Genomic DNA, 12,495 nt, shown 5'->3' with positions numbered 1-12,495 from the left:
GCTGTGCCGCCGTCACAGGGTTCAGCTGCAGCGCAGGCGCAGGATTTTTGCGCCGTCGAACGGGTCCGTCAGGTAATGCCCCTGTACCCCGAACGTCTCGTGTAACCGCTCCGGCGTCAGCACCTGCAGCGGCGTGCCCAGTGCCACCAGGCGCCCACGGTCCAGCACTGCCAGGCGATCACAGGTCAGTGCCTGGTTCAGGTCATGCAGGGCGATCAAGGTGGTGACCGGCAAACCCTGTACACCTTTCAGGATGGTCAGTTGATGCTGGATATCCAGGTGATTGGTCGGTTCATCCAGCAACAAAATCCGGGGCCGTTGCGCCAGCGCGCGGGCGATGTGCACGCGCTGGCGTTCGCCACCCGAGAGGCTGCGCCAGGCGCGGTGGCTCAGGTGGGTGGCGTCCACGTCGTGCAGGGCCTGGCGCACGATGCGGTCGTCGTCATCGGACCATGGGCTCAACGCCGACAGCCACGGCGTGCGGCCCAGCGCCACGGCGTCGAACACGCGGATGGCGTCGTCGGTGTCGGCCTGTTGTTCCACCACCGCCAATTGCTGCGCGATGGCGCGGCGCGACAACTCACCCAGGCGCTTGCCGTCCAGCTGTACTTCACCGCTGGCCGGGGTGCGCAAGCCGGCGAGCAATTTGAGCAGGGTGGATTTGCCCGAGCCGTTCGGCCCGACGATGCCGAGGGTTTCCCCCGACTGCACCTGCAGATGAATATCGCACAGCAACTCGGCGTCACGCACCTTGAAGCCCAGGCCGGTGCAGCTCAGTACCGTCATCGTGCATTTCTCCGACCGATCAGGATCAGCGCGAACACCGGCGCACCGACCAGTGCCGTGACCACGCCCACCGGAATCACCTGGCCCTTGATCAGGGTACGCGACAGCACGTCCGCCGCGATCAGGAACAAGGCGCCGCCCAGGGCGCTGGCCGGCAGCAGGCGCGAGTGACCGGTGCCGAGCATCAAGCGCACGGCATGGGGGATCACCAGCCCGACAAACCCGATGGAGCCGACAATCGACACCATCACCGCCGTGACCACCGCCGCGCAGCCCACCAGCACAACCTGCACGCGGCGCACCGGGATGCCCAGCGAGGCCGCCGAGTCGGTGCCGAAGGTAAACGCATCCAACGCACGGCGGTGCCACAGGCATACCGCCAGCCCCGCTACCGCCACCGGCACCGCCAGCCACACCGATGGCCAGCGCACACCGCTGAGGTTGCCCAACAGCCAGAACATGATGCCGCGGGCCTGTTCGGAACTGGCGGATTTGGTAATCAGGAACGCGGTGAGCGCATTGAACAACTGCGAACCGGCAATGCCGGCCAGGATGATCTGGCCGGTGCCGCTGGACGAGCCGCTGGCCCGCGCCAGCAGGATCACCAGGGCAAACGCGGCCATGGCGCCGACAAAGGCGCCGGCCGACAACGAAATCAGCCCGCCGCCCACCCCGATCAGCGCGATCAGCACCGCACCGGTCGAGGCGCCGGCGCTGATGCCCAGCAGATACGGGTCGGCCAACGGGTTGCGCAGCAACGACTGCAGGATCACCCCACAGGTTGCCAGGCCCGCGCCACAGGCACCGGCGACCAGGGCACGGGTGAGGCGGTAGTTCCACACCACGCCTTCATCGATGGGGTCGAGCACGTAGCCGGCCGCCCACAGTTTGTTGGCGAGCACCTGGAGTACCACCTGCGGCGAGATAGCGGTTTCGCCGATGGCCACGCCGGCAAGCAGGGCGATCAACAGCAGCGTGAGGGCGAGCAGGGTGCGTATCATTGCGGCAGGTTGTAGCCGTCGATGGCGGCGGCCAGTTGTTCCAGGCCGTCGAAAGTGCGCAGGCTGGCCTGCAGCGCCAGGGCGTCAAGGATGATGATGCGGTTGTGCTTTACCGCGTCCATGTTGCGCGTTACCGGGTCGCTGCGCAGGAAGGCCAGCTTCTTTTCATGGTCGTCGGCGGGGTAGCGACGGCGGTCCATGCGTGCGATCACCAGGAAGGTAGGGTTGGCCTTGGCAATGGTTTCCCAGCCGACGGCCGGCCATTCTTCGTCGGACTGCACCACGTTGCGCAGGCCAAGGGTTTGCAGCATGAATTGCGGAACACCTTTGTGACCGGCCACGTACGGGTCGCTGGCCATTTCGGCGCTGGAGAACCACACCAGCGCGCTGGCCTGTTTCAAGCCTTTGCCCTGCGCGGTGGCGATCGACTTGGCCAGGCGCGCCTTGAGGTCATCGGTCAGTTGCTGGCCGCGCGCCTGCACGTCGAAGATCTCGGCCAGTTGGCTGAGGCTCTTGTAGATCGTCTCGATGCGAAACGGCTCCAGCCGCGTGCCGTCGGCGCCCACCAGGTTGTCCTTGCCTTCGCAGTCGGAGGGCAGCAGGTAGGTGGAGATGTTCAGTTCGTGAAACTGTTCGCGGGTGCCCACAACGCCTTGGGGGCCAACCACCCATTCCAGCTCGGCGGCCACCAGTTGCGGGCGCTTGGCGATGACTGCCTCGAAGCTCGGCTCGTTATTGGCCAGGCGCTCGATGCTGGCGTTCTGCGCCTTGTACTGCGCCAGTACATCGTTGAACCACAGCGACGTGCCGACCACCTTATCGCCCACGCCCAGCGCATACAGCATCTCGGTGGCGGCCTGGCCGATGGTCACGCTGCGTGCAGGGGCTTGCGCAAAGGTGATCGAGCTGCCGCAGTTCTCGACGGTCAGCGGGTAGTGGGTCGGTGCGGCTTGGGCCAGGGTGCAGGCACCCAGGCCGATGATCAGGGCCGTAACGCGTGGCAGCATGGGGCAATCTCCGTTTGAACCGTCGATGAAGCAAGGCAGGAACGGTTCGGAAATACACCCACACGCGCTGCCGGCCGGGCAGCACAAGGATGGCCTTCCCGGACACCCCGCCGGTTAGTGAGTCACTTGGCCGGCAGGTCTCCTGACTGATGCGTCGTCGCCAGGCTCCGGCCTTCCCGGACAACGTCCAGTGGCAGTGGGGAGCAGGCTCAGCACCTACAGTTGCGGGGGCAGTTTCGATTGACGTCGCGGACGACGTTTCGAATTCCCTATTAGTCCCGTGCGGGAACCGGCGGCGCTATGGTAGTCGATCACGACCTGTAGGCGCGAGCTTGCTCGCGAAGGCCGTCAACGATAACGCGGGGCCCCGGTGCGCCGTGGTCAGAGTCGGATATCCTGCGGCCCCCGCACCAGCGCTTCGATCCGCGTCCCCGTGGCGCGCTCCTCGTTGCTGAAACCGTCGTAGTCGGCCAGGTTGCCGAAGCGGATACCGGTCAGTTGTCCGATCTGCAACACGCTGCGCCGGTAGGTTTTGAGCGGACCGAACACCAGGTCCAGTTGGCCCAGTTCGTTGCGTTGGTCGATCATGTAGGCGCTGGCGGAGGGTTTGCCGTCGTCGCTGAGGTAGGCCACCACTTTCCAGAACGCCTGGGGGATCTTCACGCCACGGTACACGCGGTCGTCGTCGGCGAACACCGGGCCGCTGAAAACGCTGGCGCGGGCTTTCCAGCGCTGGGTGTTGTCGAGGATGTAGTCCTCCAGCTCCAGCCAGGTCTTCTGGTTGAAGCCGCTCATCTGCGGCGAGCAGTTGGTGAAGTGGAAGGTGTCGAGGTTGGCGGTATTCGCCTCGTCCCCCCAATTGGGGTCCTGGCGCCGCACCAGGTGACCACGGTCCAGGCCATTACCGGCGTAGAGGTCTTCGCCCACCTGGGCGTCGAGGGGCAGGCGGCCATCGTAGGCCCAGGTGTCGTTGCTGCGCACGATATCCACGTGCTTGTCGCCGTCGATGTTGACGCCGACATACAGCGCCAGGCGTCGCGAGCGCGACATGCTGATGGAAAAGTGCGTGTAGTCCAGGCGTCCGGGCTGGGCATCGCCTGCCAGGGCCGTGTCCAGCGTGGGCCAGGGCACTGCGAAGCTACCGAGAAAATCCTCGGCGTAACCGCGCCGGTTTTGCAGGTCCTTGGCGGCGGTGACGCGCGGAGTTGCGGACCTGGCCTCCAGCAGGGAAGGGGCGGGCGCGATCAGAGGGCTAAGGTCGGCAAGCCTTGGGCGGTAGGACAGGTCGATTTTGACGTGACGTGCGGGCATGGGGGATTTCCTGATGGGCCTTGGATAAACACGACTGCAACATGATTTCATGACAATTTGTCCCAGGCGGCGGACGCGCGTCTATCCTGAAGTCGTTAACCGGCCGTTCACCACACGCCAAAAAGGAGCCAGCTTATGTGTGTTCGCCACCCGCGAAATCCGATTTTCTGCCTGATCCCGCCGTACATGCTCGACCAGATCGCGCGCCACGGTGACAAAGCCCAGCGCGAGGTTGCGCTGCGCACGCGCGCCAAGGACAGCACGTTCCGCTCGTTGCGCATGGTCGCCGTGCCCGCCAAAGGCCCGGCCCGCATGGCGCTGCTGGCGGGCGCCGAGAAGCAGCGCTCGATCTACAGCGCCGACAACACCGACAGCCTGCCCGGCAAGCTGATCCGTGGCGAAGGGCAACCCGCCAGCGGTGATGCCGCGGTGGACGAGGCCTACGACGGCCTGGGCGCGACCTTCGATTTTTTCGACCAGGTGTTCGATCGCAATTCCATCGACGATGCCGGGATGGCGCTGGATGCCACCGTGCACTTTGGCCAGGACTACAACAATGCTTTCTGGAACTCGACCCAGATGGTCTTTGGTGATGGCGACCAGCAGTTGTTCAACCGCTTTACCGTGGCGCTGGACGTGATTGGTCACGAGTTGGCGCACGGGGTGACCGAGGATGAAGCCAAGTTGATGTACTTCAACCAGTCGGGTGCGTTGAACGAATCGCTGTCGGACGTGTTCGGATCGCTGATCAAGCAGTACGCGCTAAAGCAAAAGGCCGAGGACGCCGATTGGCTGATCGGCAAGGGGCTGTTTACCAAAAAGATCAAAGGCACCGCGCTGCGCTCGATGAAGGCCCCCGGCACCGCGTTTGACGATAAATTGCTGGGCAAGGACCCGCAGCCGGGGCATATGGATGACTTTGTGCAAACCTATGACGACAATGGTGGCGTGCACATTAATTCCGGCATCCCCAACCATGCGTTCTATCAGGTTGCTACCCGTATTGGCGGGTTCGCCTGGGAGCGTGCCGGGCGTATCTGGTATGACGCCCTGCGTGATTCGCGGTTGCGGCCGAACTCGGGGTTTCTGCGTTTTGCACGTATCACTTACGATGTCGCCGGGCGCCTTTATGGCGCGAACAAGGATGAGCAGAAGGCCGTGAAGGAAGGTTGGAAAGCGGTCGGTATCAACGTCTGACACTCCGCCAGGGCGGTGAGGAACAGCCATGCGAATCTCGATCAAGGAAAACGGCGGCCCGGCGTTCTTTCCGGGCTTGGCCAAACCTCGCAGTGTCGAGCTCGATGCACTGCCCGAGCAGGATCAGCAGGAGTTGCGGCAACTGATCGAGCAGTCGAAGTTTTTCCAGTTGCCGCAAAGTACTCAACCCTCCGGCAATCCTGGGCAGGTGCATTACACGCTCACCGTGACCGAGGGCGAGCGTGAACACACCGTGTGCGTATTGGCGCCGGTGAAGTCGCAGGCGCTGGACGGGTTGGTGCAGTGCGTGCGGCGACATATTCGCTGATTGCTTAGAATAGGTACGGCCCCCAAGGTTGTCTGGATCCAAATGTGGGAGGGGGCTTGCCCCCGATAGCGGTGTGTCAGTGACAGATGTCTGGCTGATCCACCGCCATCGGGGGCAAGCCCCCTCCCACATTTGATGTGTGTTGAAGCCAGGGCTGTTTATTGACGGTCGAGCCACACCGTCTGCGCGTTGCAGAACTCGCGTACGCCGAAGTGCGACAGCTCACGGCCGAATCCACTTTTCTTTACGCCACCAAATGCGACTCGCGGGTCGGAAACGCTGTAAGCGTTGACGAAGATCCCACCGGTTTCCAACTGGTCGGCGATGTCTCGTGCCTTCGCTGGGTCGGTGGTGAAGATACTGGCGGTCAGGCCGAATTCGCTGTCGTTGGCCAGGGCCACCGCATGGTCGGCGTCACGGGCGGTGATGATGGACGCGACGGGGCCGAACAGTTCCTGTTTGAACGAGGTCATCTGGTCGGTGACGTCGGCCAATACGGTGGGTTCGTAGTAGTTGCCTGCGCCCGCCACCTTGTTGCCGCCCAGCAGCAGGGTGGCGCCTTCGTCGAGGGTGGCCTGGACCTGGCCGTGCAGCTCATCGCGCAGATCGAAGCGCGCCATGGGGCCGATGTAGGTGGCAGGCGAGGTCGGGTCGCCCATCACCAGGTTGCGGCTGGCTTCAAGGAACCTGGCGGTAAAGGCTTCAACCACACCAGCCTCGATGATCAAGCGCTTGGCGGCGGCGCAGACTTGGCCGCTGTTCTGGAAGCGACCGATCAGCGCGGCCTGTACGGCGGCGTCGAGGTCGGCGTCGTTGAGCACGATGAACGGGTCGGAGCCGCCCAGTTCCAGCACGCATTTTTTCAGTGCCGCACCGGACTGGGAGCCGATGGCGATACCGGCGCGCACGCTGCCGGTGAGGGTGACGGCGGCGATACGTGGGTCGGCGATGGCGCTGGACACACCTTCGGTGGTGACGTTGATGACCTCGAACAGGCCTTCAGCGAAGCCGGCCTTCTGGAACGCCTGCTGCATCAGGTAAGCGCTGCCCATCACGTTCGGCGCATGTTTAAGCACGTAAGTGTTGCCGGCGAGCAGGGTCGGCACGGCGCCACGCAGTACTTGCCATACCGGGAAGTTCCAGGGCATCACGGCAAGGATCGGCCCCAGCGGGCGGTATTCAATCCGCGCGCTGCCGTTGTCCACCAGGGTCGGCTCCGGCGCGAGCATGGCGGGGCCGTGCTGCGCGTACCACTCGCTGAGCTGGGCGCATTTCTCGATTTCGGCACGGGCCTGGGCAATGGGCTTGCCCATTTCCAGGGTAATCATCTGCGCCATGGCTTCGGCCTGGTCACGCAGGGCGCCGGCCAGAGCCAATAGCAATTGCGCGCGGCGGCCCACGGTTTGGCGGCGCCAGGTGCGGAAGGCAGCGGTGGAACGGGTGAGCGCGGCATCCAGCTGCGACGGGCTTTCATACGCGTAGCTGCCAACGGTCTCGCCATTGGCCGGGTTGATCGACAACGCGTGGGTCTGATGGGAAATAGCGTTCATGGCACCGTCCTGCAGGGGTGATGGGAATGGAAGCCAGCGTACGCTGCTGGACGTTTTCCGAAAACTGAATAATATTAAGCAATACATTCACGGTTGGAGAATGAATTGGATCTGGTGCAGTTGGAAATCTTCAAGGCCGTTGCCGAACAAGGCAGCATCAGCGCCGCCGCACAGTTGATCCATCGGGTGCCGTCGAACCTGACCACGCGGATCAAACAACTGGAGCAGGACCTGGGCGTGGAATTGTTTATCCGCGAGAAAAGCCGCCTGCGCCTGTCACCGGCCGGGTGGAATTTCCTCGGCTATACGCGGCGTATTCTCGATCTGGTACAGGAGGCCCGCGCCACGGTGGCGGGGGAGGAACCCCAGGGCGCCTTTGCCCTCGGCTCGCTGGAAAGTACCGCGGCGGTGCGTATTCCCGCGTTGCTGGCGGCGTATAACCAGCAGTACACCAAGGTTGAGCTGGACCTGAGCACGGGACCGTCGGGCACGATGATCGAAGGCGTGCTGTCCGGGCGTTTGACGGCGGCCTTTGTCGATGGCCCGGTGCTGCACTCCACGCTGGAGGGCGTGGCGGTGTTTGAAGAGGAGATGGTGGTGATTGCGCCGCTGCATCATGCGCCGATCACGCGGGGGCGGGAGGTGAATGGCGAGAACATCTACACCTTTCGTTCCAACTGCTCATATCGGCATCACTTCGAGCGTTGGTTCTCACAGGACGGTGCGGTGCCGGGCAAAATCTTCGAGATTGAGTCTTATCACGGCATGCTGGCCTGCGTCAGCGCCGGGGCAGGGCTGGCGTTGATGCCGCGCAGTATGCTGGAAAGCATGCCGGGGGCGGCGGCGGTCAGCGTCTGGCCGTTGACGGAAAACTTCCGTGTGTTGAATACCTGGCTGATCTGGCGCCGGGGCACGGTGTCGCAGAGCCTGAACAGCTTCGTAAAACTGCTGGAGGAACGCGGGCTTGCAGCAGCCTGAATCCAACGTAGGAGCGAGCTTGCTCGCGAAAAACGTCAACGATAACGCGTAATTGCTGGATAAACGCGGTGGCTGTGAGTTTTTCGCGAGCAAGCTCGCTCCTACAACATCAGGGCAAGCCCCCTCCCACGTTTCGCTCTTGATCAGCCGCCGAATTGGAAGGTGCCCATGGCCAGCTTGGCCATGATCGCCGTGGCGCCCAGTTGCACCAGCCACAACGCCAGGCCACCGAGGAACACCCCCAGCGCCACTTGCAGCACCAGGCTTTTCTGGCGCTTGGCTTGCGGCGCGCGTGGAGCATAGTCATGCAGTTCGTCGCGGTCGGCACGCAGATCCAGGTCGTCGTTTCTCATAGGGCTCTCACAGCAAAGGGACAGTCGGTGTGCAGTCTAGTGCGTTCGCCAACAAAAAGGGGGAAGCCCTTGGCTTCCCCCTCGTTCAACGCCTGCAGGTTTACAGCACCTGAACGATTGCCTGTGTGACCGCAGCAATGTTCGACTGGTTCAGCGCCGCCACACAGATGCGGCCGGTATCCAGTGCATAGATGCCAAACTCGCTGCGCAGGCGGGTGACTTGCTCAACGCTCAAGCCGGAGTAGGAAAACATCCCACGCTGGCGCCCGACAAAACTGAAATCGTGGCCTGGCGCGGCCTTGGTCAGCTCCGCCACCATCTGCTCGCGCATGCCGCGGATGCGCAGGCGCATTTCGCCCAGTTCTGTTTCCCACTGGGCGCGCAGCTCAGGGTTGTTCAGTACCGCTGCAACGATTGCCGCGCCGTGGGTGGGCGGGTTGGAGTAGTTGGTACGGATCACGCGCTTGACCTGGGACAGGATGCGCGCGCTTTCTTCCCTGGAGTCGCCGACGATGGACAAGGCGCCCACGCGTTCGCCGTACAGGGAGAACGACTTGGAGAACGAGCTGGACACAAAGAAGGTCAGGCCCGACTCCGCGAACAGGCGCACCGCGGCGGCGTCTTCGTGGATACCGTCGCCGAAGCCCTGGTAGGCCATATCGAGAAACGGCACCAGGTTCTTGGCCTTGATGACGTCCAGTACGTTCTGCCAGTCCGCCGGGCTCAGGTCGACACCGGTCGGGTTGTGGCAGCAGGCGTGCAACACCACGATGGACTGTGGCGGCAGGGCGTTGAGGTCTTCGAGCAGGCCGCTGCGGTTGACGTCGTGGGTGGCGGCGTCGTAGTAGCGGTAGTTCTGTACCGGGAAACCGGCGGTTTCGAACAGCGCGCGGTGGTTTTCCCAGCTCGGGTCGCTGATGGCCACCACGGCGTCGGGCAGCAACTGCTTGAGGAAGTCGGCACCGATCTTCAGCGCGCCGGTGCCACCCACGGCCTGCACGGTTACCACACGGCCGGCTTCGAGCAGCGGCGACTTATCACCGAACAGCAGGGTTTGCACGGCCTTGTCGTAGGCCGCGATGCCGTCAATCGGCAAGTAGCCACGGGCGGCATGTTGCGCCACGCGAATGGCTTCCGCTTCGGCAACGGCACGCAAGAGCGGAATCTTCCCCTCCTCGTTGCAGTAAACGCCCACGCCAAGGTTGACCTTGGTGGTTCGAGTATCGGCGTTGAATGCTTCGTTGAGGCCCAGGATTGGATCGCGTGGTGCCATTTCGACAGCGGAGAACAGGCTCATTTTTGCGGCAGCTCTATGGGGGAAGGGAGGGACGTGTCGCGCTCCAGCCGGTTGCACTAGAGCGGTGCACAAACGGGGAGCTAGTATAGAGGCCATCACGGCTGAGGGCGACAGCGGAAATGGCTTTTCGGCCAAGTTTTTCGGTTTAATTGCCCACCGTTAGTCTTATTGCAGATTGATCCCGGACGGCAGGTAGGACGTTTGCCTTGAAACCCGACACCTTCGTCACCACTACTACGGCTATCATGGTTTTTTCCTGCAACCTGCGATGATTATTCGTGGGTTGCTGAGCTATTTCGTCCCTGGCGGTGTTGAGTCTGGGGTGACCACACGAGGTACGTTATGTCGGATTTCCAGCTCGTCACCCGTTTTGAACCCGCCGGCGACCAACCGGAAGCGATTCGCCAGATGGTCGAAGGCATTGAGGCCGGCCTGGCGCATCAGACGCTGCTTGGGGTGACCGGTTCAGGCAAGACGTTCAGCATCGCCAACGTGATCGCGCAGATCAATCGCCCGACCCTGGTGCTGGCACCGAACAAAACCCTGGCCGCGCAGCTGTATGGCGAGTTCAAGGCGTTTTTCCCGAACAACGCGGTGGAGTATTTCGTTTCCTACTACGACTACTACCAGCCCGAAGCCTATGTGCCGTCCTCCGATACCTTTATCGAGAAGGATGCGTCGATCAACGACCATATCGAGCAGATGCGGCTGTCGGCGACCAAGGCCTTGCTGGAGCGCAAGGACGCGATCATCGTCACCACGGTTTCGTGCATCTACGGCCTGGGCAGCCCGGAAACCTATTTGAAAATGGTGCTGCACGTTGATCGCGGCGACAAGCTCGACCAGCGCGAACTGCTGCGGCGCCTGACCAGCCTGCAGTACACCCGCAACGACATGGACTTTGCCCGTGCGACGTTCCGCGTGCGCGGCGATGTGATCGACATTTACCCGGCCGAATCCGACTTGGAGGCGATCCGCATCGAGCTGTTCGACGATGAAGTCGAAAGCCTGTCGGCCTTCGACCCGTTGACCGGCGAGGTGATTCGCAAACTGCCGCGCTTCACCTTCTACCCAAAAAGCCACTATGTGACCCCGCGTGAAACCCTGATGGGCGCGATCGAGGGCATCAAGGTGGAATTGGCCGAGCGCCTGGAGTATTTGCGTTCCAACAACAAGCTGGTGGAAGCCCAGCGCCTGGAGCAGCGCACCCGTTTCGACCTGGAGATGATCCTGGAGCTGGGCTACTGCAACGGCATCGAAAACTATTCGCGCTACCTGTCGGGTCGCGAGTCCGGTGCGCCGCCACCGACACTCTATGATTACCTGCCGCCGGATGCCTTGCTGGTGATCGACGAATCCCACGTCAGCGTGCCGCAAGTCGGCGCGATGTATAAGGGCGACCGTTCACGCAAGGAAACCCTGGTGGAATACGGCTTCCGTCTGCCATCGGCGCTGGACAACCGGCCGATGCGTTTTGACGAATGGGAAGCCATCAGCCCGCAGACCATCTTTGTCTCCGCAACGCCTGGCAACTACGAGGCCGAACACGCCGGCCGGGTAATTGAACAGGTCGTGCGACCGACCGGCCTGGTCGACCCGCAAATCGAAATCCGCCCGGCGCTGACCCAGGTCGACGACCTGCTGTCGGAGATCAACAAGCGCGTGGCCCTGGAAGAGCGCGTGCTGGTCACCACCCTGACCAAGCGCATGTCCGAAGACTTGACCGATTACCTGGCCGACCACGGCGTGCGCGTGCGCTATCTGCACTCGGACATCGACACGGTGGAGCGGGTGGAAATTATTCGGGACCTGCGCCTGGGCACCTTTGATGTGCTGGTGGGCATCAACCTGCTGCGCGAAGGCCTGGACATGCCCGAGGTATCGCTGGTGGCGATCCTGGACGCGGACAAGGAGGGCTTCCTGCGCTCCGAGCGTTCGCTGATCCAGACCATCGGCCGCGCGGCGCGTAACCTCAACGGCCGGGCGATCCTGTATGCGGACCGCATCACCGGTTCCATGGAGCGGGCGATCGGCGAGACCGAGCGTCGTCGCGAGAAGCAGATTGCGTTCAACCTGGAACACGGCATTACCCCCAAGGGCGTGTTCAAGGATGTGGCCGACATCATGGAAGGCGCCACCGTACCCGGCTCGCGCAGCAAGAAGCGCAAGGGCATGGCCAAGGCTGCCGAGGAAAGCGCCAAGTACGAGAACGAACTGCGCTCGCCGAGTGAAATCACCAAGCGAATTCGGCAGTTGGAAGAGAAGATGTATCAGTTGGCGCGCGATCTGGAGTTTGAGGCAGCGGCGCAGACCCGGGATGAGATTGGCAAGTTGCGCGAGCGGTTGCTGGCTATTTGATCTGGGGTGACTTCACTGGCCTCATCGGGGCATAGGTATCTACACAGCTTTGATATGACACCGGCATGTGGCGAGGGAGCTAGCCCCCGATGGCGGCCTCCGGGCCTACCAGGATGTTGGTGTCGATCCCGGTCCAAATGTGGGAGGGGGCTTGCCCCCGATGGCGGCCTCAGGACCGACCAGGATGTTGGATCAGATCCAGTACATATCCGTTTCTGCGGTAACGGCTGCTTAAGGTTCCGCCCTGACGGCGGCTCACTTTTGAAAAGCGCAAAAGTAAGCAAAACGCTCTTGCCCCACCACTCGGCACCTCGCTAATGCTCGGTGTG

The 12,495-nt window shown here is 62.7% G+C and carries 11 protein-coding genes and 1 riboswitch; of the genes, 4 read left to right on the top strand and 7 right to left on the bottom strand.

Translation table 11 applies throughout. From position 1 onward, the window contains the following. Positions 1-21: 21 nt before the first annotated feature. The 4 genes from BFP96_RS11785 to BFP96_RS11770 all read right to left on the bottom strand — a co-directional run bounded on the left by BFP96_RS11785 (position 22) and on the right by BFP96_RS11770 (position 4,105). Positions 22-786, bottom strand: a complete 765-nt coding sequence (locus tag BFP96_RS11785; protein WP_065897880.1) for an ABC transporter ATP-binding protein — start codon at positions 784-786, stop codon at positions 22-24. Further along, on the bottom strand, positions 783-1,787 hold the full coding sequence (locus BFP96_RS11780; protein WP_065894088.1) for a FecCD family ABC transporter permease: 1,005 nt from the start codon (positions 1,785-1,787) through the stop codon (positions 783-785). The genes BFP96_RS11785 and BFP96_RS11780 overlap by 4 nt, the downstream gene beginning before the upstream one ends. Beyond that, positions 1,784-2,794 carry an ABC transporter substrate-binding protein gene (locus BFP96_RS11775; RefSeq protein WP_065936245.1) on the bottom strand — a complete coding sequence of 337 codons (1,011 nt, stop codon included), beginning with the start codon at positions 2,792-2,794 and terminating at the stop codon, positions 1,784-1,786. Before BFP96_RS11775 ends, BFP96_RS11780 begins: the two co-directional genes overlap by 4 nt. 114 nt (positions 2,795-2,908) lie before the next feature. Beyond that, a riboswitch (cobalamin riboswitch) is annotated at positions 2,909-3,103 on the bottom strand. A gap of 72 nt (positions 3,104-3,175) precedes the next feature. Continuing rightward, entirely contained in the window at positions 3,176-4,105 is a 930-nt protein-coding gene (locus BFP96_RS11770) for a DNA/RNA non-specific endonuclease (protein ID WP_065936244.1), read from the bottom strand. A gap of 135 nt (positions 4,106-4,240) precedes the next feature. On the opposite strand from BFP96_RS11770, the gene BFP96_RS11765 reads away from it, so the two are divergent. Together BFP96_RS11765 and BFP96_RS11760 are read left to right on the top strand one after the other, a co-directional pair. After that, positions 4,241-5,302, top strand: coding sequence for a M4 family metallopeptidase (locus BFP96_RS11765; RefSeq protein ID WP_065884131.1), 1,062 nt, complete (start codon positions 4,241-4,243; stop codon positions 5,300-5,302). A 28-nt stretch (positions 5,303-5,330) separates the two neighbouring features. Further along, complete coding sequence (locus BFP96_RS11760) at positions 5,331-5,630, top strand: protealysin inhibitor emfourin (protein WP_065884129.1); 300 nt, start codon at positions 5,331-5,333, stop codon at positions 5,628-5,630. A 158-nt stretch (positions 5,631-5,788) separates the two neighbouring features. Here the strand turns inward: BFP96_RS11760 and BFP96_RS11755 are convergent, their stop codons facing one another. Further along, positions 5,789-7,180, bottom strand: a complete 1,392-nt coding sequence (locus BFP96_RS11755) for an aldehyde dehydrogenase family protein (RefSeq protein ID WP_065936243.1) — start codon at positions 7,178-7,180, stop codon at positions 5,789-5,791. Positions 7,181-7,285: 105 nt separating this feature from the next. Between BFP96_RS11755 and BFP96_RS11750 the strand changes: the two genes are divergently transcribed. Next, positions 7,286-8,158 (top strand): putrescine utilization regulator PtrR, encoded by an 873-nt coding sequence (locus BFP96_RS11750; RefSeq protein ID WP_065894092.1) that lies wholly within the window; start codon positions 7,286-7,288, stop codon positions 8,156-8,158. Between the two features lie 143 nt (positions 8,159-8,301). Here BFP96_RS11750 and BFP96_RS11745 read toward each other — a convergent pair whose 3' ends face one another. Together BFP96_RS11745 and BFP96_RS11740 are read right to left on the bottom strand one after the other, a co-directional pair. After that, a complete protein-coding gene (locus BFP96_RS11745) occupies positions 8,302-8,511 on the bottom strand; it encodes a hypothetical protein (protein ID WP_043047518.1) in 210 nt (69 codons plus the stop codon). Positions 8,512-8,611: 100 nt separating this feature from the next. Further along, the gene (locus BFP96_RS11740) at positions 8,612-9,808 is read right to left on the bottom strand and encodes an amino acid aminotransferase (protein WP_065894093.1); all 1,197 of its coding nucleotides are present in this window, start codon (positions 9,806-9,808) and stop codon (positions 8,612-8,614) included. A gap of 342 nt (positions 9,809-10,150) precedes the next feature. Between BFP96_RS11740 and uvrB the strand changes: the two genes are divergently transcribed. Further along, positions 10,151-12,166 carry an excinuclease ABC subunit UvrB gene (gene uvrB, locus BFP96_RS11735; protein WP_065936242.1) on the top strand — a complete coding sequence of 672 codons (2,016 nt, stop codon included), beginning with the start codon at positions 10,151-10,153 and terminating at the stop codon, positions 12,164-12,166. The last annotated feature ends 329 nt before the right edge of the window (positions 12,167-12,495 follow it).

Origin of the sequence: Pseudomonas sp. 34 E 7 (genome assembly GCF_900005715.1) — a bacterium.
GTDB classification, from domain to species: Bacteria; Pseudomonadota; Gammaproteobacteria; order Pseudomonadales; family Pseudomonadaceae; genus Aquipseudomonas; species Aquipseudomonas orientalis_A.
The sequence above is the reverse complement of the archived record's forward strand: the minus strand, read 5'-3'. Positions and strand labels throughout refer to the sequence as shown.